Source organism: Williamsia sp. Y712 (assembly GCF_059445525.1).
In genome coordinates this window covers 131,099-156,846 of record NZ_JCAIUN010000003.1, presented here as the reverse complement: position 1 = coordinate 156,846, position 25,748 = coordinate 131,099, and the positions used below count along the sequence as shown (strand labels likewise).

Genomic DNA, 25,748 nt, shown 5'->3' with positions numbered 1-25,748 from the left:
GATGTAACAAAAATTCGGGACAGGGTCGCCTTACCTGGGCGTCAGGCGGAAGAAACGCTTCATCTCAAGCAACGAATGCGATCAATGACGTCAATTCACCCCTACTGTGGCCGCTTGCGACAGGTCCGCAAGACTTGTTCGCAGAAAACGCACATAACTATCGGGATCCGGCAGAGCAGCTGATGAGCTGAAGAAATTGAGGATTAATTTCCCGTCGGCAGCGGCCAGCAGATAGTGCCGAAGGGCGTCACCATCCACTGGTGGCTGCCCGCCGAGAATCGCCACGGCCGGGGCACCGGCGAATGTACAGCCATCCACCGTCACCGGGATATTACTGACCGTCGAGTGCGACTGACGCCCGCGATCGGAATCGTGTGGATAGTGCCGAACGGCAACGCCGGTGAGCCGCAGCAACCATGCCGGTGCTGTCTCGACCCGCTTACCCTTGGCCCGCAACGCGGGATGGTCACTGCGCCGCTTCGCGGCCGAGGCAGCAGACGTGATTTTCGCCAGACGAACCAGTGGGTCCCGTTCGTCGACGTTCAGGTCGACCGTCAGGATCGCCAACTGGTTCGCAGACTCCCACTGCTCGATACGACGCATCGACCGGGGAACCATGGCGCACAGAGGACCCTTGGGCCCTTCCCCACAGCTGTCGAGGTATGCGGCCAGCGCGCCGGCGACGATGGTGAGGTAGACATCGTTCAAACTCGCCCCCGGGACCGCAGCTTGAATCGCCTTGGCCTCATCGATCGTCAAAGTCATGAAATCGACGGAGACCTCGCCCTGCAGAGAGCGATTGAACCGAGTCGCCGCCAGATCGTCTCGGATTGAGACGATCTCGCCGGATTGCTCGGCTTCCTTGACCTCCAGGCCCGCCCGACGGGTCGTCGAGAGTCCCTGAAAGAACCGAAACGACTTGCCGGGAAACGCGACCAGAGCCCGGGATAGCTGTGCGGTCCGGGTCATCGGTGGCATGGACACCCCGCCTGCGGGCGCAATGGTTGTCGAGAACAACGCCTGGGTCAGCTCCCTGGTGGCGAGTCCGTCTGCCGCACTGTGATGGATCTTGAGCGTGACCACGGTGTATCGGCCGGTCAGATCATCGAGGCCGTGTACTCCGCACAACACATGCATTTCCCACGGTGGCCTGGTCATATCCAACTTCCGCGCCAGCAGCACACCCAGATATGAACGCACCGCAGGCCAGCCCCCGGCACTCACGCGCTGCACGGTCACGTGATGATCCATGTCGGGCATGCCTGCCGGTACCCACCGCGGATAGTCCAGGTCGAATGGAGTCCGCTGCAACCGCGTGGTGAACAAGGCGGCATAGCCGAGCCGAGCAGTTATCCATGCGACAGCCTGCTCTTTGGTGACTTCCGCGCAGGATCCTTGATCAGCATCGAAGAAATAGCTGACCATGAGATGCCCACCGTGCGTATCACTTTCGTTGTATACGAACTCGGCATCGCGTGGTGCCAGCTGGGAGATTGGTGTCGGGGGCACCCTGCTGAACATCACGCTCCCTTGGAGAGACTGACTACCGGTGTTGGGCACCATATCTCGCCGAGATGAGGTTCGTTGCCGATTTCACCCAACTCGTAGTGATGTACGAACTCGCAGCCGGCCCTGCGACATCGACTTGTGTGCAAGGCGCGCTGCACAAAGAAACCGGCCCACCCCCGAAGGAGTGGGCCGGTCTCGGTAGAGAACGTAGAGCTGAAAAGCGTGGACTAGAAGCCCATGCCGCCCATCTCGTCGCCGCCCGGCATGGCCGGTGCGTTGTTCTTCTCGGGCTTGTCAGCAACGACGGCCTCGGTGGTGAGGAACAGAGCCGCGATCGAGGCTGCGTTCTGCAGCGCCGAGCGGGTGACCTTCACCGGGTCGTTGATGCCGCGGGCCAGCAGGTCCTCGTACACGCCGGTGGCGGCGTTGAGGCCGGTTCCCAGCGGGCTGTGACGGATCTTGTCGGCAACAACACCGGGCTCGAGGCCGGCGTTGATGGCGATCTGCTTGGCCGGAGCCTCCAGAGCGACACGGACGATGTTGGCGCCAGTGGCCTCATCGCCTTCCAGGGTCAGCGCGTCGATTGCGGACTCCGACTGCAGCAGAGCCACGCCGCCGCCGGCGACGATGCCCTCTTCGACAGCAGCCTTGGCGTTACGCACAGCATCTTCGATGCGGTGCTTGCGCTCCTTGAGCTCGACCTCGGTGGCAGCGCCGGCCTTGATGACTGCAACGCCACCGGCCAGCTTGGCCAGACGTTCCTGCAGCTTCTCACGGTCGTAATCGGAGTCGCTGTTCTCGATCTCGGAACGGATCTGAGACACGCGACCGGCGATGGCCTCGGAATCTCCGGCGCCCTCGACGATGGTGGTCTCGTCCTTGGTGACGACAACCTTGCGTGCGGTGCCCAGCAGCTCGACGCCGGCGCCCTCGAGGGACAGTCCGACCTCTTCGCTGATGACCTCTCCACCGGTGAGGATGGCGATGTCGGCCAGCATGGCCTTGCGACGGTCACCGAAGCCCGGAGCCTTGACGGCAACAGACTTGAAGGTGCCACGGATCTTGTTGACGACCAGGGTCGAGAGGGCTTCGCCTTCGACGTCCTCGGCGATGATCAGCAGCGGCTTGCCGGCCTGGATGACCTTCTCCAGCAGCGGCAGCAGGTCCTTGACCGTCGACACCTTGCCGGAGACCAGCAGGATGTACGGATCTTCGAGGACGGCTTCCTGGCGGTCTGCGTCGGTGACGAAGTAGCCCGAGATGTAGCCCTTGTCGAAGCGCATACCCTCGGTCAGTTCGAGCTGCAGGCCGAAGGTGTTCGACTCCTCGACGGTGATGACGCCTTCTTTGCCGACCTTGTCCATGGCCTCGGCGATGAGGTCACCGATGGCCGGGTCGCCTGCGGAGATACCGGCGGTGGCAGCGATCTGCTCCTTGGTATCGATCTCCTTGGCGGACTTCAGCAGCGACTCGGTGACGGCTTCGACAGCCTTCTCGATGCCGCGCTTCAGGCCGAGCGGGTTCGCGCCGGCAGCGACGTTGCGCAGGCCTTCGCGGACGAGGGCCTGAGCCAGGACGGTGGCGGTGGTGGTGCCGTCGCCAGCGACGTCGTCGGTCTTCTTGGCGACCTCTTTGACCAGCTCAGCGCCGATCTTCTCGTAGGGATCCTCGAGCTCGATCTCCTTGGCGATGGAAACACCATCGTTGGTGATCGTGGGGGCGCCCCACTTCTTTTCGAGCACGACGTTGCGACCCTTGGGTCCCAACGTCACCTTTACGGTGTCAGCGAGGGCATTGAGGCCCCGCTCGAGGCCGCGACGGGCCTCTTCGTCAAACGCGATGATTTTGGCCATTACGAAGTGATCCTCCGATAGGGGGTGACACTGAAGTTCGTGGTTGGTTTCGGTGCCCGCGACGGACGAACGGTCGTGTCATTAGGACCGATCTCACCGTTCCAACCTGGCACTCACGGTTGGCGAGTGCCAGATCCCATTTTTAGCACTCACCGGGGTCGAGTGCAAGGTATGCCGGTCAGAAGGCTCGGCAAACTCGGGCAACTTCCACTCTCGGCGCTTAGACCGCCCACCGACTGCCCCCCAGCCGGCTCTTCGCGGGGCTAAGGAATATTCGTACTCCGCGGTTGATTGACTACGAGAATGCCACGACTACAGCTCGGCCAGGTCTCGGCGTTCACGGTGATCGCGGCTACCACTGTTGCGATGATGTTCTCCTCGTCGGCGCCGTCTCCCCTGTACCCGATCTATCAGGATCTCTGGGGCTTCTCCTCGTTCACCTTGACCGTCATCTTCGCGGCGTACGTGATCGCGTTGCTCGGCGGTCTGCTCACCGTGGGGGCGCTCTCCGACCACGTGGGACGGCGCCCGGTCCTGTTCGGCGGTCTGGCCCTGATCGTCGTCTCCATGGTGATGTTCGCCGTCGCCGACGGAGTTCCGATGCTGCTTGCGGCCCGCGTACTGCAAGGCCTGGCGGCCGGCGCCCTGACCGGCACGCTGAGCGCCGCGCTGGTCGATCTGCAGCCCAGCGCGCGCGTCGGCTCCATCACGAACTCGGCCGCGATGCTGGGCGGGTTGGCATTCGGCGCAATCGCGGCGGGCGGTCTCATCGAATACGCGCCGTTGCCCCGCGAGCTGGTGTTCCTGCTCTTGATCGCCGCGTTTGCCCTGTCCGCGGTGTGCATCGCGTTCATACCCGAGACCTCGGCGCGTATCGGTTTCACCTCACGCAGCCACCTGTGGGAGGTGGTGCGTCCCAGCGCCGGCCTGCCGCGGTCGGTCCGTGGGGTTTTCGTGATGGCCGCCCTCGGGTGCCTGGCCACCTGGTCGCTCGGCGGATTGACGCTCTCACTGGGATCGTCGATCGTGCTGCGCATCTTCGGGGTCGACAACCACATGATCACCGGACTCATCCTCGGAACGTTCTTCACCTTCGGCGCAGTCGGTTCCATGGCCACCTCCGGGTGGACGGCGAATCGGAAGTTCGGGATCGGCCTGACCGCGCTGGGTATCGGGCTGGTCATCAACCTGACCGGAACGATCTCGGCGGTGCTACCGCTCTATCTCGTCGGCTCGGCGATTGCCGGCTTCGGGTTCGGCTCGACGTTCGCCGGCGTGATGGCCACCGTCATCGCCGCCACCGCACCCGAACAGCGGGGTCAGGTCTTCTCCACCCTGTACCTGGTGAGTTACACCGGCTTCAGCATCCCGGCGGTGATCGGCGGAATCTCGGTCGGACACTTCGGATTGCGCCCCACCGCGATCGGCTACAGCCTGTACGTCTTGTGCTTGGTGGCGATCGCTGGAGGTGTGGCCATCCTGCGTGCTCGCACCGAACGTCGGGCGCAGCCCGCGCCGATCGAGACCACGCAAACCCTGATCACGGCGACGGCTGACAGGACGGGCACCAATAGATGACCCGTTCGAGGTCTGGGCCTCCGCCGAGATCCCCTGATCTGATGATGGTCCCGCATCGCCTGCACGGACGTCCGGCCCGGCCGTAGACCCAGGTGCGCTCACCGGCGCGGTCGACGTTGGTGACCCGGATCGTGCGGTTTCGGTTGAACTCCAACACCTTCTTCGCCAGATCCACCCATTCCCGCAGATCACAGGAATCGGCAACCGGCACTGCCGGGTGGGTCCGCCGCAGAAAGCACATCTCACAACGGAAAACGTTGCCGATCCCGGCCAGTACCCGCTGGTCGAGCAGGGCCAGACCGATCGGCCGCGCCGGATCCGACGCGAGGTTGTCGACCGCGACATCGGCGTCCCAGTCGGCTCCGAGTAGGTCGGGACCGAGATGACCGACGGCTGTGTCTTCGTCCGCGCGCCGAAGGATCTCGAGTTTTCCGAGCTCGAATCCCACCGCCTGCACCGGACCGGCTTCCAGGATGATCCGGGCCTTGAACGCCGGCCGCCGCCAGCGGGCGCCCTTTGTGTATATCTCCCAGCGACCCTCCATCTTCAGGTGCGAGTGCACAGTGTGCTCACCGACGCGGATCAGGAGATGCTTACCCCGGGCGACGACCTCATCGACCCGCTCGCCGGACAGATCCACCGTTGCGTACCGCGGTACCCGAACATCGCAGCGGGTCAGTGTTTTTCCGGCCAACGCGCGATGCAGACGCGCCGCGGCCTGGAAAACGGTGTCACCTTCGGGCATGTCTACTTGATACCCGTCTTCCGGCTCGCCGATTGCGATCGGCCGCGAAAGTAGGCCTCGATGGTGTCCGCGGCGGAACCGATGTGTTGCCGCAACACCACCACCGCTTCATCGATCTCACCTCGGGCGGCACGATCGACCAGTTGCCGATGTTCGGTCTGGGCCAACTGGTCCGACCCCAACTCGGCCAGATGAAAACGCAGGTAGCGGTCCTCGTCGGCGAGTTCGGCAGCAATCAGCCTCAGCAACTTGGCATTTGGATGCCGCCGGTAGAGCGCAAGGTGGAAGTCGGAATTGAGTCTGCCGAGGTCTACCAGGTCAGGATCGTTCTCCATGGCCGCGAGGATGCGACGGGCCTCGTCGATGTCAGCGGGCTCGAGCCGCGGAATCGAACCGGCGAGCGCTTCCGGTTCCAGCAGCAGCCTGATCCGGTAGGTGTTGACCACGTCGTCCTGGTCGACGCCCACCACCACCGCACCCTTGTGTGGCACGTGATCGACCAGGCCGCGGGCCTGTAGCGAGAGAAGGGCTTCGCGAACCGGCATTCGGCTGACCCCGAACACGTGCGCGAGTTCGGCCTGACGAAGTGCGGTGCCGCTGGCCAGTGAGCCGTCGAGGATCGCGTCGGCGAGCGTCGATTCGATGACCGTACGGGCGTGCTGCACCGCGGTCGGACGAAGTCCGAGGGTGTCGAGGACCTGCGTGGAACGTGTCGGCGGCATACTTCTTCCTATGATTGGATCCAAGATCCAATCTACTTTACGATGGTCCCTACTACCCCGACCCGCGGAGGTTCGTGTGTCGCTCACCCAGCCGATCACCGCCGGTGTCGTTGCCTCGCTGGTGGGATTCACCAGTTCTTTCGCCGTGGTCCTGACCGGCCTGAGAGCTGTCGGCGCATCGCCAGAACAAGCCGCTTCCGGCCTGTTCGCCCTCTGCGTGGCCATCGCCGTCGGCGTCGGATTCCTGGCGACCAGGTACCGGATGCCGATCACGTTGGCCTGGTCGACGCCGGGCGCGGCACTGCTGGCAGGCACGGCAACACCGGACGGCGGCTTCCCGGTAGCCGTCGGAGCATTCGTCCTCGTCGGCGTGATGGTCGTCGCCACCGGGCTGTGGCCACGCCTGGGCTCACTGGTGCAGGCCATACCGACGCCGATCGCCCAGGCGATGCTGGCCGGAATCGTCCTGCCCCTGTGTCTGGAACCGGTACGTGCGGTCGCCGCCGAACCGCTCGCCATCGCTCCGGTCATCGTCGTCTGGCTGATCCTGATCCGATTCGCCAAGCGGTGGGCGGTGCCCGCCGCATTTGGTACCGCGGCCATTGTCATTGCGGTGGTCCTGTTGACGTCCGATAAGGGCGTGACCGCCGATTCACTGATTCCCCGAATGGATGTGGTTGTCCCGCAATGGTCTTTGCAGGCCTGCGTGGGCATCGCGTTACCCCTCTACATCGTCACCATGGCGTCGCAGAACCTGCCGGGTACCGCAGTCATGGCCAGCTTCGGCTATCGGATCCCTTGGCGCCCCTCGATGTTGGTGACCGGCGCCCTGACCTCGATGGCCGCGCCGGCCGGCGGGCACGCGGTGAACCTGGCCGCGATCAGCGCGGCACTCACCGCCGCCCCCGCCGCCGAACCCGACCCGCGTCGGCGATGGATCGCGGCCGCCACCGTGAGCCCGGTCTATCTCGTCATCGGCATCAGTTCAGCAGCCGTCGCCGCACTGGTGACGATCGCACCGGCCGGACTGGTGGAAACAGTGGCCGGCCTAGCCCTGCTCGATACGCTGGCCGGCGCACTCGCTGCGAGCTTGCGTGATGAAAAGTCCAGAACTGCAGCAGTTCTGACCTTTGTGGTGGCTGCAGCCGGGATCTCCGTGGCCGGGATCGGATCGGCATTCTGGGCGCTGGTCGCCGGACTCGTCGTCTACGCGGTACTGAAGAGTTCGCCGGACTCCACAACACCGTCGACGAGTACCAGCGACCGCGAGATACCCAGCCGGGCCAAGAATCCGTCATCGTGACTGACCACCAGCATCCCACCCCGATACTCCGACAGCGCCTCCACCAACTGGTCGACGCTGTCGAGGTCGAGGTTGTTGGTCGGCTCGTCGAGGACGAGTAACTGCACCGGCGGGGTCGCCAGTAACAATCGGGCAAGTGCCACCCGGAACCGTTCGCCGCCAGAGAGTTCACCAACCAGTCGGTCCACTGCGTCACCGCGTAGCAAGAACTGAGCCAGCCGGGCCCGCACCAGGTTCGGCGCAACATCGGGTACCGCGGACCGAACGTTGTCGAGAACGCTGGCGGCGTCGTCGAGATCATCGAGACGTTGTGCCAGGTAACCGATGCGGTCGGTGTGCGCGACCGCGTACGGACCCTCCTCCGGGGGCTCCGGATCCCACAACGTTCGCAACAGAGTTGTTTTGCCCGATCCGTTTGCACCCGTGAGCGCAACCCGTTCCGGTCCGGCGATCACGATCGTCGAATCGCCGCTGCGTATCTCGGCCAAACGCCGGCCTGCCGGGACCTCCGGGTCGGGCAACTCGATCCGGATGTGTTTGTCGTCGCGGATCAATTCGGCGGCACCCTCGACTGCCCGGCGTGCGTCGTTGATCTTGTTGTCGCCTTCCGTTCGCAGTCGGCCCGCGGTTTCCTGGGCGCTGCGCTTACGCGCGCCAAGCAGAATCTTCGGCAGATTGGTGTTGGCCTTCCCGTAGCGACCGCGCCGGGCAACCTTCGTTTCGGTCTCCACGCGTTGCCGCTGTTGAACTTTCAGATCCTGCTGTGCCGACCGCAGATCCTGTTGCGCGGACTCCTGTTGGGACCGTACATATTCGCGATACTCGCCAAGCGGACCACCGAACACGGTCACGGTGTTGTCGCGCAGCTCGGCTGTCGTGTCCATCGATTCGAGCAGCGCGGTGTCATGGGACACGACCAGCAGGGTGCCCGGCCAGTTCCGGATCAGCGCGGACAGCCGGGACCGGGCGTCCCGGTCGAGGTTGTTGGTCGGTTCGTCGAGCAACGTGATCGGAGCACCACGCAGACGCAGGCCCGCGATCGCCGTCAGGATCACCTCGCCGCCGGAGAGGGTGCCAACGTTGCGGTCCAGGCCCAATTTCTCGATACCGGCCTCGGCGAGAACCTTCCGCGCCCGGGCTTCGACATCCCAGTCGTCGCCGAGGGTTTCGTAGTCCCCCGAGTCCGTTGATCCGGCCTCGATCGCCAGCAACGCATCAACCCGAGCGCGGACACCCAGGAGGTCGGCGACCGTGGTATCGCTGCGCAGGATGAGATCCTGTGGCAGGTAGGAGGTTTCGCCGGCGACCGTCACCGATCCCGAGGTGGGGGCGATGTCCCCGGCAATGACCTTGAGCAGTGTCGATTTTCCCGACCCGTTGGCGCCGATGACACCGATGTGTCCGATGCCGAAGGACACCGTCAGGTGTGAGAGGGCCGAGGATCCGTCCGGCCGAACAAGGCTGACGTCTCGGAGAGAAATTGCAGATTCAGAATGCGCAGGCATACGGACTCCCAGGAAGAATGAAGACGGAAGTACGCCAACAACTCATCCCGCCGCGGCATGCGGCAATCGAACGGTGTCAGCGCGTCAGGACGCGGAGCCGTCGATGATCTTCACTGGAGAAACCTGACTGTCGGGAGCAGAACGTCGTCCAGTGTGCAGAACAATTCGGAGCTTCGCAAGTATTTTGTTCTGCGAGCAGAATGTTGCGATGGTGCTCATCCGATCCGCAGTGTCCGGCGACGTCGCGGCCGTATCAGACCTGATCTCTGCGGCGTTTTCGCACTACACCGAACGTATCGGCACCGAACCCGCGCCCATGCACACCGACTACGTCAGCCTGATCGACACCCGAACCGTGTGGATCGCGGAGGACGACGGCGCGATCGTCGGGACCATCGTGCTCACGCCAGGGGCCGATCACCTGCAACTCGACAACCTCGCGGTGTCGCCTGACGCCCAGGGGCTCGGCATCGGGGCGCAACTTCTTGACTTCGCGGCAGAACAGGCCCGCGCGCTGGGCCTGGGCCGTCTGGAGCTCTACACCAACGAACTCATGACCGAGAACCTCCGCTACTACCCACGGCATGGGTTCACAGAGACGCACCGCGCCGCAGAACACGGGTTCTGCCGGGTCTTCTTCACAAAGTCCTTGTGAGGATCGGACCCGAGACTACAATCGAAGAGCGCTGACACCACCCGGAGAAGGCCGATGTACCTGCAAGAGTTCACTGCCAACGGTTCGTTGAATCACGATGCCGCAGAGCGGATATCGTGGAAGACCGCCGATTACGCGCCGCGGATCCACCTCGTGGTCAACGGGCGTCGGCTGTACGCCCATTGCCTGCCGCTCTGTTGGGACGAATTGGACATTCGCGCCGGAACACCCATTTCGATCACCGTCGACGGTGGTATCGGCGGGGCCGACGAGCGGCGCGCGCTGGTCGAGATCGTCGACTATATCCAGCTCATGACTGCACCCGCCCCTCCGGATCGGAGATCTGGGTCCACTCGACGGCGGTTCTGGCACGCTCGACGGTGATGTCGGCACATCGACGGGTCAGAGGAGCGAACGATAGAACTCGAGATGACGTTCCGCAGCGAGTTCCCAGGTCAAGCTGGTCGCCAAGTCCCGGCCACGTGATTGCATCGCAGGATCGACAGTCATTGCGGCGGTCAGTTGTCCGGCCAGGTCCTCGGGTGTCCGGGCGTAACGCACGGTATCGCCGAAAACCTCCCGCAGCACCGGTAGGTCGCGGGCCACCACCGGTGTGCCTGCGGCCAATGCCTCCATCGCGGCCAGACCGAAGCCCTCTTTGGTCGATGGGAACGCGAGTACCGCAGCTTCGGCCACCAACGCAGGCAAGGTGTTGTCGGAGACCGACCCGAGGACTATCGGCGCGATGCCGAGATCATCGGCCCGGCTGTTGAATTCGGTGCGGTAGTCGCGGTAGTCGAACAGCGTTTCGCCACCGGCGAATACGAGTTGGAGTTCAGGGTCGCCGCGGCGCATATATGCGTAGGCCTGCAGCAGATCGATACTCCCCTTCCGGGGTTCGATCCCTCCCACCGCAAGTATGTACCTCCCGAGTCGACTACCCCACTGTTGCCGCGCCGCCACAGCTTCCGGATCACTGCCCGACGCCGCCGCAAAACGCCGCGCCTGGACACCGTTGGGAATCACGGTCGGCTCGAACCCCCAACCCTGTCGAACCTCCTGCGCCACCGCGGACGACACACAGATCCGGGCGAAGGGCTCAACGATGGCCTTCTCGTGGCACGCGGCGAGCACCGGCGTGGTGAACTGGTCGAGGTGATGAATGGTCCGGATGCACCTGCCAACCGCATTGGCGCTGATGCAGTCCTGGGCATGCACGATATCGGCTGCTGCCGCGTCGAACTCAGCACCCAGCACCTCGATGGACCGGACGATCCGGTCGGTCACCGTATCGCCTTCGCGATCCTTGAATCGGACCAGCCGCACCGTCACGGCAGGATCCACCGGACGGAAGAACCCTGGGTCACCGCCGCGCGCCAAGGACCAGATGGTGACCTCGGCGCCTGCCTTCGCCAAGGCCTCGGCGAGATTGAGCGTATGTACCACGCCGCCACGCGGTTTGGTGGAGTAGGTCAGTAGTGAAACTCTCACAGAGCGTCCTGCCAATACGTGTCGGTGCGCCGCTCCGCGAGGTGGTGCAGCACCGTGCGGGCCCGGTTGATCTCGGCATCGATGTCGATGTCGCACACCGCCATACCACCCTTCGCCCACGTCTTCGCCAGCACTTCTCCGCCGGGCCCGACCACCTTGGCCTGTCCGAGGAATCGCAGTTTGCCCATCACCCCGGTCTGATTGGACGACACCAGCACCACCTGATTCTCCGCGGCGCGGGCCGCGTCGTAGAGATCGAACAGCCGGGACTGCCGATCGTTGGGCAGCCGGGAGGCACGGTCGGTGACGCTCGCCGGCCAGGCCGAGAGTGCGGCAATGATCCTCGCCCCGTCGAGCGCAAGAGTGCGGGCCGATTCCGGGAACGTCTTGTCGTAGTCGATGAGCATTCCGATCCGGCCGACCGGCGTGTCGAAGGCCGCGAAGTCGTCACCGGCCGCATAGGCGAGCGATTCACCGGCCGGCTGATGGACTTTGCGGTGCAGACCCAAGATCCCGTCACCGGACAGGCAGACCGCGGTGTTGTACCGCTTGCCCTGTGCGGCTTCGGTGAATCCCACACACACCGTCATCGAGCCCGCTGCTTCGGCAATCTTCGCCAGTTCGGGTCCGTCGGTGTCCACCGTCGGTGGAAGTTGATCGATGTCCGGCGATCGCAGGTCACCGATGTATCCGCCCAGCGACGCGTCGGGCAATACCAACAGATTGATGCCGTCGCGCGAAGCCGCCTCGATGATCCCGACGATCTTGCTCACCGCACGTTCGACATCCCTGCCGAAATGGGCTGCGAGTGCGGCAACACGAATGGGTGCCATAGCGGATCAGCCTAGTGACTCGATGTGGCCTGCGCGGTCGAAACACGCCCTGCGGTCAATTGATCGGCCAGATACTCGGCGTCACGCGCGATGGCGGCGAATCGTCCGGAGCCCCAGGTGTGCTGCCATGGAAGGCCGAGGAAATAGACGCCGGGTGTCGAGGTGACACCACGATTGTGGGTCGGCATCCCTTCTCCGTCAAAGACTCCGACCTTGAGGAAACGGTAGTCGGTACGGAAGCCGATCGACCACACGATCGCCGACACATCTGAAGTGTCCAGATCCAGTTCGGTCACTTCGGTTTCCGGCGTCCAGACCGGGACGTACCGCGGTTCCGTCGGCGCATCGATGCCGGCTCGCTGGATGTAGGAATCGATGTCGTCCTTGATCGCGTCGCTGACGGCGTCGGCGGCGTCGAGGTTCTTCGCCAGGTTCGGCGCAAAGGTCAGGGTCGTCCCGACCAGCCCGGTGGACCGGCCGTGCAGTTGCATACCGTCGCGGGCGAATGCGCGCAAGTCGATGTCACGTCCACCGTCTCGGCCGGTCACGTAGTGATTTGTCTTCTCGCGCTTGGACAGACCACCGGGATGCTCGTCGATCGAGACGTCGTAGACACCCATGTCGTGCAGCCAGGCGACGCAGTCACGACCCCGGTAGAAACGGGCCACACGTGGGGCACTTCCCGTGGCCAGGTGCACCTTTCGACCGGACAGGTGCAGATCCTCGGCGATCTGCGCCCCGGATTGCCCGGAACCGATCACCAGCACGGCTCCCTCGGGGAGCTGATCGGCGCCGCGGTACTGCGACGAATGTATCTGCGCGATCCGATCCGGCAGCTTCTCTGCGAAACGCGGGATCACCGGAGTGTGATAGCCGCCAACCGCAACCACCACCTGCTGCGCGTGCAAAGGCCCGGCTGTGGTGGCGATGTCGAATCCACCGCCAGCGCGTTGGCTCACGGATACCACCGAAACATGCTCGCGTACCGGAGGATCGAAGGTCTTTGCGTAGTCGCAGACCCAGGCATACACCTCGTCGCGGGTCATGAAGCCGTCCGGATCGTCACCGGAATACTCGTAGCCTGGCAGATTGCACTGCCAGTTGGGCGTGACGAGGGTGAAGTTGTCCCAGCGTCCATCCCGCCATTCATGGGCGATGGTGTCTCGTTCGAGCACCACATGGGCGACACCGCGTCGGGTGAGATGCCAACTGACAGAGAGCCCGGCCTGACCGGCGCCGATGACCACCACCGGCACCTCCTCGATCGAGGTACTCACGGGAGATTCGTTCATGATTTATGTCCTGCCTGTGTCGGCGTGATCAGTTCGGCACCGCTCATCGTCAATATCTGGACCTGCCCGTCGGGCATCTGGCGCGCCGCTGCCTCGATGTTCTCGAGCTGAGCGGCCGCCGACGTGCAGGCGAAGCCGAACTTCGCGCGGACACGGTCACTGGCGATGGTCAGGGCTTCGGTGCTGCGCGATACGAACTCCCCCACCGGGTACTCCGCACCCGGCTCGAAGAAGTCGTGCATGATCAATGAGGGTGAATAACATTGCTGCTCTGTGCCGTCCGGCCAGCGGACGGTGAACGTCATCTCAGGCATAGGTGAGCTCCTCGACGCGGTTGGGTTCGGTGACACTGCCGTAGATCTCGGGTCGACGATCACGCAGGTTGTACATCCCGCCACCGCGGGCAGCGGCCATCGCAGACTTGACGTCGAGCGTCGCGGTCGCCAGGCCTTCCTGGGTTCCGGTGTCGGCGAGGATCTCCCCACCCGGTCCGACAACCTTTGCGCTGCAGACAAATCGCAGGGAGCCGAAGGTACCGGCCTGATTCGACGCCACCCAGATCAGCTGGTTCTCCAATGCCCGGGCCCGGTCGTAGATGTCGAAACGCTGCTTCCAGCGGTCGTCTTCCATGTTGGGTGTGGTGTTGGTCCGCGACGTCGGCCACGCCGACAGAGACGCGACGATCTCCGCCCCGCCGAGCGACAGCGCCCGGGCGGCCTCGGGAAATGCCTTGTCGTAGCAGATCTGCATCCCCATCCGCCCGACCGGGGTGTCGAAGGTCGGATACTCCGAACCTGCTGAATAACAGAGGTTTTCACCCAGGGGTTGATGGACCTTTCGATAGGAACCGAGTATCCCGTCGCCGCTGAGGGTGACAGCCGCGTTATAGCGGGTCTCACCATCGGCCTCGCAGAAGCCCAGCGTCACGGTCATGTCGCCGGCCATCTTGATGACCCGCTCCAATTCCGGACCACCGAGTTCGAGAGCGGGAGGCAGACTTTCGAGTCGTCGCTGCTTCGCCTCCGGACTCTCGTCGCCGCCGCCCAGGCTGGGCAGATAGCCGCCCAATGCAGCTTCCGGGAGGACCAGCAGGTCGCTGCCCCGTTGCCGCGCCAGTTCGATGAGCGCACCGATCGTCTGGTACGCCTCCTCCATGTCGCGGCCGAACTGCGCCGACGCGACAGAAATTGTGGTGCTCATGCTTTCCCCAATCCTGTGACGGTGCCTTGCACCGCTTGTGTGATCGTGCCGTCGGGCCAGCGCAAGCTGACGCCGTGGCCTTTGATGAGTCGTCCGCAGACCGCACTGGTCGCCGGTCCCGCATCGGGAACCTCTCGGCCCGGCGCGTCTGCCGTGATCATGGCGAATCCCGGGAAGGCTGTGACCCACTCGCCCATCGCCACGCCAGAAGGGAGTGGGATGGTGGACATGTCGAGCAGCGCGCCGGTTCCGCTGGCCTCGGCCAGCATGCCGGTGGTTCCGACAAGCCCGGCCATGCTGACGTCTTTTGCCGCAGCCGGAGCTGCCCGCTGCACGAACGTTCCCATCCGTACCAGATCTCGAGAACTGCGGGTGGATGTGGAATCCCACTGTTGCCCTGCATATCCCGGACGCCAGTTGCCTCCGAGATCGGCGGTGAGCCGAAGGTCGTGGCCTACCTGCCCACCCCCGGCCGGGACCGGTGTCGCGGTCCGTCCCAGCGCGGTCACCGACAATGACGACGGAACACCGGCCTGCGTGTGGCCACCGAGGACCGGAACACCCCATGCGGCAGCGGCTCTGGCCATTCCTCGAACGATCCGGGTCAGTTGCGATCGGGTGGGCGCGCCCACCGCATCGAGCAATCCGACCGGGGTGGCTCCCATCGCCGACAAGTCGTTGAGATTGACCAGCACGCCACACCACCCGGCCCATTCCGGATCGCGTTCGACCATCGAAGGGATGATCGCGTCGCAGGCCGCGATCAGATCGCTGCCGGGAACCGGCGTGCCGTCGTCGCCGCGGAAACCACTCGGCCCCAATCCCATCGACTGCTCTGCCAGTGGCGCCAGCACGTCGGCGAGCATCGCCTTGGTGGCCGTGACGAGGCGCTCGATCTTGTTGATCGGCCAGCGCATCGCCGCATGTGTGACCCCGGCGACGTCGACGTCGCCGGTGTACTGCCACCCCAACGAGGTGAACATCGGCTGGTACCGCTGTTGTACGGCGGCGTCGAATCGCAGGACCCCGGAACTCTCGGCGTGCGCGCTCGCTGCGCGCACCAGTGCCGGACCGACTCCTCGAGCCTGTTCGGTCGGTGCCACCACCAACCGGCTGCCTGCCCACCACCCGATGTCATCGGTTGTCGCCGGCGCGAGCCGCACCCCACCGAGCACCGTGCCATCGGGAGCCATCGCACAGAGCACAATCGTACGAGAGTCATCGTCGAGATCATCGTGGTCGGATCTCGCGAAGAGCTCTTGCTGCACCACGAACGCTTCGTGACGAAGGGCCCGATACTGATTGAGTTCCCTTGCATCCCGGGCTGGTTGGATGATGAACGCGGCCGGTGAGGACGCGCGGCGTGGCCCGGTGAGGATCGCCAGATCAGGGATACCGGTGTGCACGCTCAACCTCCGACATTCTGCAAGACACTGCATGCACCGCAGGCGGCACATCCGGCTTTCTGGTCGGCGCCGAGCATCCCCGCGGCGGACAACTCTTTGGCGACCCGGCGGGTGACGTCCTCGACGACGTCGCTGCGTGGGGCGACGGCACGGTCCACGTCAACGGCGAGCGATCCCTCATGTGGACGGAACGGCACCACAAAGGGATACACGCCCATGTCGATGAGTTCGCGCGCACCGGCAACCAGTTCGTCGGGGTCCTCTCCCAATCCGACCAGCAGGTACGTCGACACCTGATTTCGACCGAACACCCGGACCGCCTCGGCCCACGCCGCCCGGTACTCGTCGGTGGACACCGTCGCCTTGCCCGGCATCCAGCGCTTGCGGACGGCATCGTCGAGCGACTCGATGTGGATGCCGATCGATTCGGCACCGGCGTCCTTCAACTCGGTGAGTGTGGCCAGATCACCGGGCGGTTCGCACTGGACCTGGATGGGCAGATCGGGCACCACCGCTTTGACCGCGCGGACGCAGCGCGCCAGATGTTTGGCGCCCCGGTCCTTCGCCGCGGACGTACCGGTGGTCATGACCATCTGCTTCACGCCGTCGAGACGAACGGCCGCCTCGGCGACCTCGGCAAGATCGGCCGGCTTCTTCACGGCCACCGTCGCGCCGGACCGCAGCGACTCCTCGATGGTGCAGAACCTGCAGCGCTGCGACTCGTCGTAGCGGATACAGGTCTGCATCACCGTGGTGGCCAACACGTCCCGGCCGTGGAGCTTGGCGATCTTCTCGTACTCGATGCCCGCATCGGTGCGCAGGTCGTAGAAGGCGGGCCGTTCGATGGCCATCACCTCCAGGCCGGTTTCGGCTCCGTCGAGCAACACCTGACCGCCGTCGAGAACATAAGGACTCAGAGGATTGCGCGGAATCGCGGCACTGAGACCGTCGATGATCAGGTGGCCGTCGTCGCTGGGGCCTGCGCCTGCGGATCGGCGCAGCGGGGGTGAGCCGCGAACCCCGAGCAGCGCAAGATCTACGCGTGCCGATACGGACATATCCTCACCTCAGACCATGTAGGTGGAATTGATGATGGCGCCCTTGCGTGCGTAGTGGATCAGCGCATCCTGCACGTCGAGCGGATGCGCCGGGATCACACCTTCGATGAGGTCTTCCTCGCGTCCGCCGTGCAACGCCAGACCGAATCGGCAACAGAACACCGTGCCGCCCTCGGCGATGAACGTGGCGAGCGAATCGTTGATGTTCTGCTCGCCCGGGAAGCCCGAGTCACCGGTGGTCGGGAAGCCGCGGGTGGCCAGGCAGTTGATGGCTCCGGGTCCGTAGAAGTACATCGCCGATTCGAATCCCTTGCGCAGTGCGCGCGTCGCCTGCAAGACCGCCACAAAACTCACCGACGATTCGTGGGCGATTCCGTGGACCAAGGTGAAGTACGACTCGCCGTCGTTGGCCTTGTAGTCGGGGAAGATCTTGGTGCCGCCGTAGATGTTGGTGCCCTTCGGCAACGACGGATGTGGGATCTCGGCGATGGACTTCTTGATATTCTCGGCGATGGACTGGTCGATCTCGGACATGGAGTCCTCCTGTTGAGACGGGATGCGTCAGGCCGCCGCGGCTGCTTTGCCGCTAGGGCCAGGAGCCGGAACCGGCTGCGAGTACCAGTACAAGAGTTTCCGGTTTCAGGCTGGTTATCGCGGGACTAACAGTGCAGTGCCAAGAGCTCACAGCTGTAACACGGAGGAAATAGTGGATCCGAGACAAACAAACGCACCTGTTCCAGTCATTTGCACACGTTGCAACGTGTGTAAATGACTGGAACGGGTGCGTTTGTCTAATGACTCGGTTCGGTGACTACGTGATGACGGCCGAGCGGTAGCATCAGCGGCTTGCCCGATGTCGGGTCGATGATGACCTGACTGTCGAGGCCGAACACCGCCCGGACGTTGTCCTCGGTCAATACCTCGGCGGGTTCGCCTGCGGCATGGACGTTTCCACCGGCAAGGGCGATGAGGTGATCGGAGTACCGGGCGGCGAGATTGAGGTCGTGCAACACCATCACGATAGTGGTGCCACGGTCACGATTGAGATCTGTCAACAGGTCGAGAACCTCTATCTGGTGACTGACATCGAGAAATGTCGTCGGTTCATCGAGCAGCAACACGTCGGTCTGTTGGGCCAGAGCCATTGCTATCCATACCCGTTGGCGTTGCCCACCGGAGAGTTCGTCCACCGGCCGATCGGCCAGCGCCGAGGTCTCGGTGGCCTCTAGCGCAGCGGCCACGGCTTCGTCGTCTTCGCGGGTCCATCGAGAGAACAGTCCCTGATGCGGGTGCCGTCCGCGTCCCACGAGATCGGCGACCGTGATTCCTTCAGGGGTGATCGGCGACTGCGGCAGCAGACCGAGGGTGCGCGCCAGCTGTTTGGCCGGCGTCTTGTGGACCTCGGTGCCGTCCAGCAGAACCCGACCCGATCGCGGGGTCAGCAGGCGTGACATCGACCGCAGCAGAGTCGATTTGCCACAGGCGTTCGCGCCGACGATGGCCGTCACCTTGCCAGGGGGTACCAATAGGTCCAGTTTCTCGATGACGGTGTGATCGCCATAGCCGAGAGTCAGGTTCTCGACAAGGAGTTGGTGTGTGGTTGTCACAGCGAGCCTCCGGCGCGGTTGGTACGAACGATCAGGTAGATGAGGTACGGGGCACCGAGCACACCGGTCACGACACCCACCGGATAGCGGGTGCCGAACGCGAACTGTCCGACGAAGTCGGCCACCAGCACCAGTAGGGCTCCGACGAGCGCGGCCGGGACCAACAGGGAGCCATTGGGTCCGACCAGACGCGCGGCGATGGGACCGGCCAAGAACGCCACAAATGCGATCGGTCCCGAGGCTGCGGTGGCGAACGCGAGAAGTCCCACGGCAGCGACGATCACGATCAGTCGAGTTCGGTTGACCCGCACCCCGAGCGCCGATGCGGCGTCATCACCGAGCTGCGACATCTCGAGATTGCGCGACTGTCCGAGTAGCACCGGTGCCAGCACGACGAGTGCGAACAGAACCGGGACCGCCTGGGTCCACGAAGCGCCGTTGAGGCTGCCCGTCAGCCACCGCATCGCTTCCTGCTGGTCCCATTCCGCGGCCTGGTCCAGAAGGTAGTCCGTGATGCTGTGGAGCATCGCCGCGATACCGATACCGATGAGGATCAGCCGGGTTCCGACGACGCCGCCGCGGAACGAGAGCGCGTAGATCAGAACCGAAACAGCAAGCGCGGAAACGATGGCGAAGATCGACACCTGGGTCGCGCCGAGTGACAGCGTGACGATTGCAAAGGTGGCCGCAGCGCTGGCACCCGCGCTGATCCCGATGATGTCGGGGCTGGCCAACGGGTTTCGCAGCATGGTTTGAAAAGTGATGCCGGCGAGACCGAAACACAAACCTGCGGCAACGGCCAGGACTGCTCGTGGGATCCGCAGGCGACCGACGGTGAAGGTCGCGCCCTGGACCTTCTCCCCCAGAATCACTTTGAGGACATCCCCGGGCGGGTAGAAAGTCTTGCCGAACATCAGGGTGATGGCAAAGACGATGACGATGAGTACCACCAGGATCGCGATCACCCAGCGACGGCGGCCACCTCGGATCTTGCGGTTCCGGGCGATGGTCTGCGCCGTCACGATGGTTTCCGAACTCACAGGGCTCCGACCTTCTGCCGACGGACGATGTAGATGAAGAAGGGTGCGCCGATCAGCGCGGTCAGGATGCCCACGTCGATTTCGGCGGGGCGCGCGACGATCCGCCCGATCACGTCGGCCACGGTGAGCAAGACCGCGCCGGTGACAGCCGAATACGGCAGCAACCACCGATAGTCCACGCCGACGATCAGTCGGCAGGCATGCGGGACAACCAGTCCGACAAAGGCAATGGGGCCTGCGACCGCGGTCGCTGCGCCACACAGGATGATTGCCCCCAGGGAGGCGCCACCACGGACGAGGGCTACCCGCTCACCGAGTCCGGCGGCAAGATCGTCACCCAACGCGAGTGAGTTGAGGCCACGCGCCGACAACATCGAGACGATGAACCCGACCACCAAGAAGGGCAGGACCTGCTCGATGCTGGAATAGGTCGCTCCACCTACGCCGCCAACGCGCCACGATTGGACGGTATCGGCGACATCATTGCGCCCCAGAATGATTGCGGTGACGAAAGAGATCAGTGCCGCCGAGGTGGCAGCGCCGGCGAGCGCGAGTTTGAGCGGCGTGGCACCACCACGCCCGAGCGAGCCGACGAAATAGACGAATACAGCAGCGGCGGCGGCACCGATGATGGCAACCCAGATGTAGGTGGACGCCGCGGACAGGCCGAAGTAGCTGATCCCGATGACCACGGCGAGCGATGCACCCATGTTCACCCCGAGGATGCCCGGATCGGCAAGCGGGTTTCTGGTCACGCCCTGCATGACCGCACCGGATACGCCAAGAGCGGCTCCGACGATGATCGCCAGAAGCGTCCGGGGGATCCGCTTTTCGACCGCGGCCTGGTTCATTCCCTCGGAGTCACCGCCGAGCACGGCCAAGACGTCCGACCAATCGACACCGCGAGAGCCGACCTTGATCGACAAGATCGCCACCACGACCAAGACCGCGACGACGACCAGGAAGCCAAGTGCCCGCACCCGTCTCGGGCGTCGCACGATGGCGACGCCCGAGGCGGACTGCGAAGTACCTTGTGTCACTTGGACTTGTCTGCTGCTTCCGCGAGCAGCGCGACGTAGTCGTCGAGTACCCAGGAGATCGACAACGGAGTCGGGTTCGCGGCGGTTCCCAGCGGCGTGCTGGGCAGGGCCACGATGGCGCCGTTTGCCACTGCCGGCATCTGGGACAGCAGCGGGTCGGCCTTGAGAGTCGCAATCAGCGCTTCGTCGCCGTAGGTCACGATGATGTCGACGTCACTGAGACCGTCGATCTGCTCGGCACTGCGTGTCGCCGAGAACTTTTCCGTTTCAGCCGACGCCGCTGCGATGCTGCCGGGAGTCTGCAACCCGAGGTCCTCGAAGAACAGGGCCCGCGTGTCGTGGGTGGTGTAGAAGCTGACCTCGCTGAGATCAGCGGCGTCGACGTGCGTCAGGAACATGATCGACTTGTCCTGCAGCTGCGGGTATTTCGTCCCGGCAGCAGCAACCTCTGCCTCGAGGCCGGCGATGAGCTCGGCGCCCTCGGCCTCCATGCCCATACCCTTGCTGTTCAGCTCGATCATCTGCTGCCAGGGGGTGCCCCACGCGGTTTCGGGGTAAGCCACCACCGGCGCGATCTCGCTGAGAGTGTCGTAGTCCTCCTGGGTCAGGCCGGAGTAGGAAGCCAGGATCACGTCGGGATCGGTGTTGGCGACAGCTTCGAAATCGACGCCGTCGGTTTCGTCGAACAGCACCGGGGCTTCGCCGCCGAGCTCATCGAGCCGCTCGCTGACCCACGGCAACATGCCGTCGCCGTCGTCGTCGCCGAAGTTTGCGGCCGCCATGCCCACGGGAACAATGCCCAGTGCCAACGGCACTTCGTGGTTTGCCCAGTTCACGGTGGCCACCCGCTCAGGCTTTTCGGTGATGGTCGTGGTTCCGAGCGCGTGCTCAATGGTGATCGGGGTGAAGTCACCGTCGCCGCCATTGTCGTCCGAGGACGACGAGCAGGCCGCGAGCCCGACCGCGAGCAGCGCTGCCGCCGCGAATGCCACCAACTTGGGTGCGCGAGACATTGTTCCCTTTCGGTTCGTGAAGCAAAAAGACGCATGCACCGGCGGGCCCACCGGCGACCGATCAACATCGGTAAGGATTACCTAACAGAGGCTAGATCGCGATGCTTGCGATTGCAATCAAGCAAAAGTGACATAGTTTGTCGCGAAACGGACAAGTAGTGGGCCGCCGCCCATACCCCTCACAGCTCGCGGAACCGGCCCGGGCTCATTCCGGTGACCCGGCGAAATGCCGTTCCGAACGCGCTCACCGAGCGATAGCCGACCCGCCCGGCAACGTGTTCGATCGCGTGTCCCTGGGCCAGCAACGTGATCGCATGCTGGACGCGCGCGGTGGCCACCCACCGGGTGAAACCGATACCGGTCTCGGAATCGAATGCCCGCGTGATCGTGCGGGCGCTGACGCCGAGGCGGCTCGCCCACTCCCCCAACTGCGTCTCGTCGGAGGGGTCGGCCTGCACGGTGGCGACAATCGGCGCCAGCAGCGCCGATTCCGGAACCCGCAGCAACAACTGATGTGGCGCCGGGGTCAACACGTCGAGAACCATGGCCTCCGTGGTCGACCGCGATACATCGTCGAGATCATCGGCACCGAGCCGGTCGAGCAACAACCGCAACAGCGCAGAGACCTCGACAGCCACCGGCTCATCCGAGATGGACGGAACCTCACGAATACTGAAATGCACTGAGCTGAGCGCGGTCCCGGCCGGTGTCCAGCCCGAATGCAGGACGCCCGCGGGGATCCACAACCCGATCGTCGGCGTGATCGTCCACACCCGAGGGCCGACGGTGGTCGACGACGACCCCTTGGCACTCCACAGCAATTCATGCGTCGGATGGGAATGCTCTTCCCAATGGGTGTCGCGTGAGATGACCTCGTACACACCCGCGATGACAAACGGGACCTCGATGGCGCCCGCCTCATAGACGGGCAAGCTCCGCTTGTCGGCCACCTCGATACTCACCCGACCACCATAGGTCAGCGAACGCGGCGCAACCCCACCACAGTCGTCTGTCGGTCACCGCTGCCCGGCCACTCCAGGCCGAAGCCGACCCGCTCGGCGCAGGACGTCGCATGCCCCACTTGGTCGACATTCATCTCGATCAGAACGCAACCGTTGTCCGACAACCATTCCGGAGCGTCCTCGATCAGACGCCCGATGTGGTCCAGCCCGTCCGGACCACCGAACAGGGCGTGGTGCGGCTCGTGGTCCAACGCCTCCCGTGGCAAGAATTCCGAGGCGGTGGTCGGGACATACGGCGGCACGGCGGCCATCACGCCGATCCGCCCCCGCAACATGTCGGGCAGGGCATCAAATCCAGCACCCTGATGCAGCGTCGCAGTGCCACCCACATTGACCGCGGCATGCTCCAGTGCGCCGGCATCGATATCGGCGGCATGGATTTCGAGCCCGGGCAAAGCCTGTTTCACCGCGGACGCGATCGGCGCAACACCACAAAACACTTCCACCACAATCGGATCCCGGCCGGCGCGCGCCGCTGCGATCGTCGCCCGCGCCAAGAATCGTGAACGCTGCCGTGGCACAAAGACACCCGGACCGACAGACAGTCGGAGATTGTCGAAGGACACATGCCCGACGATGTGCTCGAGCGGCTCACCGGTCACGCGGCGCGCACACAACCTGTCGAGTTCGGCCGGGCTGCAGGCGAATTCCTTGAGGATCGCCGCTTCCTCGGTCGCAAAAACACAACCCGCTCGACCGAGCCGATCGGCGACCGGATCCGGCATCGCGCACGCCTGCCGAATCATCTCGGCATCGGTCATACCGGATACTCGACGATCACGAATCCGTCATCGATGGCCGACAATCGGCCCCCCACGTCGTGCATAGCCGTCGCCGCGGCCGCAAGTCGGCGATACGCCTGCGCCGCCGCAGGCAAGGTGGTCGCACGGTCGGCCGCGTGCCGATGGCCCAGGGTCTCGACGGTCCGCACCACAACGCCGCTGACCACCGCATGCTGCCGAAGCCGACTGTGTTCGGCAATCAGATCCATTGACGGACCGATCCGGGCCGAGACCAGCGCCCACCTGCGATCGGCGGTCTCTCCCGGCCCGAACTGAGCTCGCACCTGCGCCATGGTGGCGCCATCGACCTCCGGACCGCTGAACTGCGACAACTCACCACCGCGTGCCGACAGCCACGGAGTAGCGCCGGACGCCTCGGCGGTGAGGTAGGCGCCGGGTTCGTCCACGACCTCGTCGATGATCCGAAGCCGCCACCGAAGGCTCGGGGCCAGGACACCCACGGGAACATCGACACCGCCGGCAGGTTCGAGACCGCGCCTGCGACGGGATGGCCGACGCGCGTGCAGCCGCCCATCCCGCATCGGCGATACCAATGTCCAGCCCGCCACGTGCGCGGCCATCAGTTGCTCACCCACTGCGGCAAGTTTGTCCGCCACCTCCGGCAAGGACTCGGCATCGTCGAGTTCCCAGTCGAGGAGCGCCGAATACTCAGACCCCGGCCACGGTGAAGGTGCTCGGTTCGTTTGTACAGTCATCTGTGCCACCTGGTTCTCAGTCGGCAACGGAAGGCTCGACCCGCGGGGACTCGGCGGTCGATTCCACCAACCCATCACGTTCGACAGCGCACCGCGCCAATTCAGTTGAAGAGAACGGGGTCCCTCACAAACGAGGTCCGGCGTCAGCCACAAAGTATAGCCACGGAACATGCACAGAGCACACGATGTCCGTTACGCCGAGACCTCACGATCCGGCGTAGATCGTCCGGTAGATGTCACAGATCTGATCGGCGTCGGGCACCAGCGGGTTGTTGGCCGGCGATCCCGATGCCAACGCCTGCTCGGCCATCACCGGCAACAGGCAGTCCCATGCCGCGCGTTCGATGCCGTACGCCGCCGGTGTCGGGACCTCGACGTCGGCGCACAACTGTTTGAGTTCGTCCACCAAGCCGCTCGCCGCGACCGGATCCGGGGTCGCGTCGGTGGCAACCCCGAGAGCCCGCGCGCACTCTGCATAACGCAGCGGAGCACCGGCGATCGAGAACTCCGTCACCGCCGAGAAGAGCATCGCGTTCGACAACCCATGGGCCACCTGAAAATGCGCACCGATCGGCCGGCTCATGCCGTGCACCAGCGCCACGCTCGAATTGGAGAATGCCATCCCCGCCTGCATCGACGCCAGCATCATGGCTTCCCGCGCCTGCCGATCCTGGCCGTCGCGATACGCGGTACGCAGGTGCTTGCCCACCGTGTTGATCGCGGTCAGGCACAGGCTGTCGGAGTAGGGGTTCGCCCTTCGGCTCACATATGCCTCGATCGCGTGGGTCAATGCATCCACCCCGGTGTCGGCCGTCAGCCGCGGCGGCATCGACAGGCTGAGCTCGTAGTCCACGATCGCGGCGGCGGGCAGAAACGAGGTCCCCGGACACAGCATCTTCTCGTCAGTGGCATTGTCGGTGATGACTGTGAACTTCGTTGCCTCCGAGCCACTCCCCGCGGTTGTGGGGATGGCGATGATCGGAAGCGCATCACCCGAATACTGGCGCGGTGCCTTGAAATCTCGCATCTCACCTCCCGCCACCGAAAGCACGGCCAGCGCTTTCGCGGTGTCCATCGGACTGCCGCCACCGAATCCGATCACCGAGTCGGCCCGATGCCCCCGCACGGCGTCGAGGCCGGCCTGTAGCGACTCCGTGGTGGGATCCGGCACGGTCTCGGCAAAGACCGCAACGTCCACGCCGGCGGCGGTGAGGATCTCCGTCGCCCTCGCCACCGCCCCCGATCCGACGAGGTAGGCGTCGGTGACGATCAGCGGACGAGTAACGCCCAGGGCGGCAACAACTTCACCAACTGCTGCGAGTGAGCCTCCTCCGAGTCGCAGCAAACGCGGCAGTGCGATGTTCGTTGTTGTCATGGA

At 64.4% G+C, this 25,748-nt stretch carries 25 protein-coding genes; 4 read left to right on the top strand and 21 right to left on the bottom strand.

Annotation, left to right across the window (positions count from 1 at the left end):
* Nucleotides 1-90: 90 nt before the first annotated feature.
* Together AC1D75_RS19985 and groL are read right to left on the bottom strand one after the other, a co-directional pair.
* A complete protein-coding gene (locus AC1D75_RS19985) occupies nucleotides 91-1,509 on the bottom strand; it encodes a wax ester/triacylglycerol synthase domain-containing protein (RefSeq protein ID WP_495517076.1) in 1,419 nt (472 codons plus the stop codon).
* 227 nt (nucleotides 1,510-1,736) lie between these two features.
* Nucleotides 1,737-3,362, bottom strand: a complete 1,626-nt coding sequence (gene groL, locus AC1D75_RS19980; RefSeq protein ID WP_482141099.1) for a chaperonin GroEL — start codon at nucleotides 3,360-3,362, stop codon at nucleotides 1,737-1,739.
* A gap of 303 nt (nucleotides 3,363-3,665) precedes the next feature.
* Between groL and AC1D75_RS19975 the strand changes: the two genes are divergently transcribed.
* Nucleotides 3,666-4,940: an MFS transporter gene (locus tag AC1D75_RS19975; protein ID WP_495517075.1), complete on the top strand. Its 1,275-nt coding sequence runs from the start codon at nucleotides 3,666-3,668 to the stop codon at nucleotides 4,938-4,940.
* Here AC1D75_RS19975 and AC1D75_RS19970 read toward each other — a convergent pair.
* Both AC1D75_RS19970 and AC1D75_RS19965 read right to left on the bottom strand, forming a co-directional pair.
* Nucleotides 4,903-5,685, bottom strand: coding sequence for a DNA-formamidopyrimidine glycosylase family protein (locus tag AC1D75_RS19970; RefSeq protein WP_495517074.1), 783 nt, complete (start codon nucleotides 5,683-5,685; stop codon nucleotides 4,903-4,905). The two genes, AC1D75_RS19975 and AC1D75_RS19970, sit on opposite strands and share 38 nt — an antisense overlap.
* Nucleotides 5,686-5,687: 2 nt before the next feature.
* A complete protein-coding gene (locus AC1D75_RS19965; protein WP_495517073.1) occupies nucleotides 5,688-6,407 on the bottom strand; it encodes a GntR family transcriptional regulator in 720 nt (239 codons plus the stop codon).
* Nucleotides 6,408-6,417: 10 nt separating this feature from the next.
* On the opposite strand from AC1D75_RS19965, the gene AC1D75_RS19960 reads away from it, so the two are divergent.
* Entirely contained in the window at nucleotides 6,418-7,710 is a 1,293-nt protein-coding gene (locus tag AC1D75_RS19960; RefSeq protein ID WP_495517072.1) for a benzoate/H(+) symporter BenE family transporter, read from the top strand.
* Here AC1D75_RS19960 and AC1D75_RS19955 read toward each other — a convergent pair.
* A complete protein-coding gene (locus AC1D75_RS19955) occupies nucleotides 7,614-9,215 on the bottom strand; it encodes an ABC-F family ATP-binding cassette domain-containing protein (protein ID WP_495517071.1) in 1,602 nt (533 codons plus the stop codon). The genes AC1D75_RS19960 and AC1D75_RS19955 overlap by 97 nt on opposite strands.
* 208 nt (nucleotides 9,216-9,423) lie before the next feature.
* Between AC1D75_RS19955 and AC1D75_RS19950 the strand changes: the two genes are divergently transcribed.
* Complete coding sequence (locus tag AC1D75_RS19950) at nucleotides 9,424-9,870, top strand: GNAT family N-acetyltransferase (protein ID WP_495517070.1); 447 nt, start codon at nucleotides 9,424-9,426, stop codon at nucleotides 9,868-9,870.
* A 54-nt stretch (nucleotides 9,871-9,924) separates the two neighbouring features.
* Nucleotides 9,925-10,254, top strand: a complete 330-nt coding sequence (locus AC1D75_RS19945) for a hypothetical protein (RefSeq protein WP_495517069.1) — start codon at nucleotides 9,925-9,927, stop codon at nucleotides 10,252-10,254.
* A gap of 18 nt (nucleotides 10,255-10,272) precedes the next feature.
* Here the strand turns inward: AC1D75_RS19945 and AC1D75_RS19940 are convergent, their stop codons facing one another.
* The 16 genes from AC1D75_RS19940 to AC1D75_RS19865 all read right to left on the bottom strand — a co-directional run bounded on the left by AC1D75_RS19940 (nucleotide 10,273) and on the right by AC1D75_RS19865 (nucleotide 25,745).
* Nucleotides 10,273-11,361, bottom strand: a complete 1,089-nt coding sequence (locus AC1D75_RS19940; protein WP_495517068.1) for an MSMEG_0565 family glycosyltransferase — start codon at nucleotides 11,359-11,361, stop codon at nucleotides 10,273-10,275.
* Nucleotides 11,358-12,194 carry a carbon-nitrogen hydrolase family protein gene (locus AC1D75_RS19935; protein ID WP_495517067.1) on the bottom strand — a complete coding sequence of 279 codons (837 nt, stop codon included), beginning with the start codon at nucleotides 12,192-12,194 and terminating at the stop codon, nucleotides 11,358-11,360. Before AC1D75_RS19935 ends, AC1D75_RS19940 begins: the two co-directional genes overlap by 4 nt.
* An 11-nt stretch (nucleotides 12,195-12,205) precedes the next feature.
* A complete protein-coding gene (locus AC1D75_RS19930; protein ID WP_495517066.1) occupies nucleotides 12,206-13,486 on the bottom strand; it encodes an MSMEG_0569 family flavin-dependent oxidoreductase in 1,281 nt (426 codons plus the stop codon).
* Entirely contained in the window at nucleotides 13,483-13,800 is a 318-nt protein-coding gene (locus AC1D75_RS19925) for an MSMEG_0570 family nitrogen starvation response protein (RefSeq protein WP_495517065.1), read from the bottom strand. The genes AC1D75_RS19930 and AC1D75_RS19925 overlap by 4 nt, the downstream gene beginning before the upstream one ends.
* Entirely contained in the window at nucleotides 13,793-14,686 is an 894-nt protein-coding gene (locus AC1D75_RS19920; RefSeq protein WP_495517064.1) for a carbon-nitrogen hydrolase family protein, read from the bottom strand. The genes AC1D75_RS19925 and AC1D75_RS19920 overlap by 8 nt, the downstream gene beginning before the upstream one ends.
* Nucleotides 14,683-16,125, bottom strand: a complete 1,443-nt coding sequence (locus AC1D75_RS19915; protein WP_495517063.1) for an MSMEG_0567/sll0787 family protein — start codon at nucleotides 16,123-16,125, stop codon at nucleotides 14,683-14,685. The genes AC1D75_RS19920 and AC1D75_RS19915 overlap by 4 nt, the downstream gene beginning before the upstream one ends.
* Complete coding sequence (locus AC1D75_RS19910; RefSeq protein ID WP_495517062.1) at nucleotides 16,095-17,150, bottom strand: MSMEG_0568 family radical SAM protein; 1,056 nt, start codon at nucleotides 17,148-17,150, stop codon at nucleotides 16,095-16,097. Before AC1D75_RS19910 ends, AC1D75_RS19915 begins: the two co-directional genes overlap by 31 nt.
* 9 nt (nucleotides 17,151-17,159) lie before the next feature.
* Nucleotides 17,160-17,684 (bottom strand): MSMEG_0572/Sll0783 family nitrogen starvation response protein, encoded by a 525-nt coding sequence (locus AC1D75_RS19905; RefSeq protein WP_495517061.1) that lies wholly within the window; start codon nucleotides 17,682-17,684, stop codon nucleotides 17,160-17,162.
* Nucleotides 17,685-17,941: 257 nt separating this feature from the next.
* Nucleotides 17,942-18,757: an ABC transporter ATP-binding protein gene (locus tag AC1D75_RS19900; protein WP_495517060.1), complete on the bottom strand. Its 816-nt coding sequence runs from the start codon at nucleotides 18,755-18,757 to the stop codon at nucleotides 17,942-17,944.
* Nucleotides 18,754-19,797 carry a FecCD family ABC transporter permease gene (locus AC1D75_RS19895; protein WP_495517059.1) on the bottom strand — a complete coding sequence of 348 codons (1,044 nt, stop codon included), beginning with the start codon at nucleotides 19,795-19,797 and terminating at the stop codon, nucleotides 18,754-18,756. The genes AC1D75_RS19900 and AC1D75_RS19895 overlap by 4 nt, the downstream gene beginning before the upstream one ends.
* Nucleotides 19,794-20,795, bottom strand: coding sequence for a FecCD family ABC transporter permease (locus AC1D75_RS19890; RefSeq protein WP_495517657.1), 1,002 nt, complete (start codon nucleotides 20,793-20,795; stop codon nucleotides 19,794-19,796). Before AC1D75_RS19890 ends, AC1D75_RS19895 begins: the two co-directional genes overlap by 4 nt.
* Nucleotides 20,796-20,833: 38 nt before the next feature.
* Nucleotides 20,834-21,850 (bottom strand): iron-siderophore ABC transporter substrate-binding protein, encoded by a 1,017-nt coding sequence (locus tag AC1D75_RS19885; RefSeq protein WP_495517058.1) that lies wholly within the window; start codon nucleotides 21,848-21,850, stop codon nucleotides 20,834-20,836.
* A gap of 179 nt (nucleotides 21,851-22,029) precedes the next feature.
* A complete protein-coding gene (locus AC1D75_RS19880; protein WP_495517057.1) occupies nucleotides 22,030-22,812 on the bottom strand; it encodes an AraC family transcriptional regulator in 783 nt (260 codons plus the stop codon).
* A gap of 14 nt (nucleotides 22,813-22,826) precedes the next feature.
* Nucleotides 22,827-23,633, bottom strand: coding sequence for a N5-glutamine methyltransferase family protein (locus AC1D75_RS19875; RefSeq protein ID WP_495517056.1), 807 nt, complete (start codon nucleotides 23,631-23,633; stop codon nucleotides 22,827-22,829).
* The gene (locus AC1D75_RS19870; protein ID WP_495517055.1) at nucleotides 23,630-24,370 is read right to left on the bottom strand and encodes a hypothetical protein; all 741 of its coding nucleotides are present in this window, start codon (nucleotides 24,368-24,370) and stop codon (nucleotides 23,630-23,632) included. The genes AC1D75_RS19875 and AC1D75_RS19870 overlap by 4 nt, the downstream gene beginning before the upstream one ends.
* A 205-nt stretch (nucleotides 24,371-24,575) precedes the next feature.
* Complete coding sequence (locus AC1D75_RS19865; protein WP_495517054.1) at nucleotides 24,576-25,745, bottom strand: iron-containing alcohol dehydrogenase; 1,170 nt, start codon at nucleotides 25,743-25,745, stop codon at nucleotides 24,576-24,578.
* Between the last annotated feature and the right edge of the window lie 3 nt (nucleotides 25,746-25,748).

Coding starts and splice junctions, on each gene's coding strand:
- AC1D75_RS19910 (WP_495517062.1), bottom strand. CDS start 17,150: ATGTCCGTATCGGCACGCGTAGATCTTGCGCTGCTCGGGGTTCGCGGC.
- AC1D75_RS19875 (WP_495517056.1), bottom strand. CDS start 23,633: ATGACCGATGCCGAGATGATTCGGCAGGCGTGCGCGATGCCGGATCCG.
- AC1D75_RS19950 (WP_495517070.1), top strand. CDS start 9,424: ATGGTGCTCATCCGATCCGCAGTGTCCGGCGACGTCGCGGCCGTATCA.
- AC1D75_RS19935 (WP_495517067.1), bottom strand. CDS start 12,194: ATGGCACCCATTCGTGTTGCCGCACTCGCAGCCCATTTCGGCAGGGAT.
- groL (WP_482141099.1), bottom strand. CDS start 3,362: ATGGCCAAAATCATCGCGTTTGACGAAGAGGCCCGTCGCGGCCTCGAG.
- AC1D75_RS19930 (WP_495517066.1), bottom strand. CDS start 13,486: ATGAACGAATCTCCCGTGAGTACCTCGATCGAGGAGGTGCCGGTGGTG.
- AC1D75_RS19955 (WP_495517071.1), bottom strand. CDS start 9,215: ATGCCTGCGCATTCTGAATCTGCAATTTCTCTCCGAGACGTCAGCCTT.
- AC1D75_RS19975 (WP_495517075.1), top strand. CDS start 3,666: ATGCCACGACTACAGCTCGGCCAGGTCTCGGCGTTCACGGTGATCGCG.
- AC1D75_RS19905 (WP_495517061.1), bottom strand. CDS start 17,684: ATGTCCGAGATCGACCAGTCCATCGCCGAGAATATCAAGAAGTCCATC.
- AC1D75_RS19965 (WP_495517073.1), bottom strand. CDS start 6,407: ATGCCGCCGACACGTTCCACGCAGGTCCTCGACACCCTCGGACTTCGT.
- AC1D75_RS19960 (WP_495517072.1), top strand. CDS start 6,418: ATGATTGGATCCAAGATCCAATCTACTTTACGATGGTCCCTACTACCC.
- AC1D75_RS19915 (WP_495517063.1), bottom strand. CDS start 16,125: ATGCAGTGTCTTGCAGAATGTCGGAGGTTGAGCGTGCACACCGGTATC.
- AC1D75_RS19870 (WP_495517055.1), bottom strand. CDS start 24,370: ATGACTGTACAAACGAACCGAGCACCTTCACCGTGGCCGGGGTCTGAG.
- AC1D75_RS19920 (WP_495517064.1), bottom strand. CDS start 14,686: ATGAGCACCACAATTTCTGTCGCGTCGGCGCAGTTCGGCCGCGACATG.
- AC1D75_RS19925 (WP_495517065.1), bottom strand. CDS start 13,800: ATGCCTGAGATGACGTTCACCGTCCGCTGGCCGGACGGCACAGAGCAG.
- AC1D75_RS19885 (WP_495517058.1), bottom strand. CDS start 21,850: ATGTCTCGCGCACCCAAGTTGGTGGCATTCGCGGCGGCAGCGCTGCTC.
- AC1D75_RS19970 (WP_495517074.1), bottom strand. CDS start 5,685: ATGCCCGAAGGTGACACCGTTTTCCAGGCCGCGGCGCGTCTGCATCGC.
- AC1D75_RS19865 (WP_495517054.1), bottom strand. CDS start 25,745: ATGACAACAACGAACATCGCACTGCCGCGTTTGCTGCGACTCGGAGGA.
- AC1D75_RS19945 (WP_495517069.1), top strand. CDS start 9,925: ATGTACCTGCAAGAGTTCACTGCCAACGGTTCGTTGAATCACGATGCC.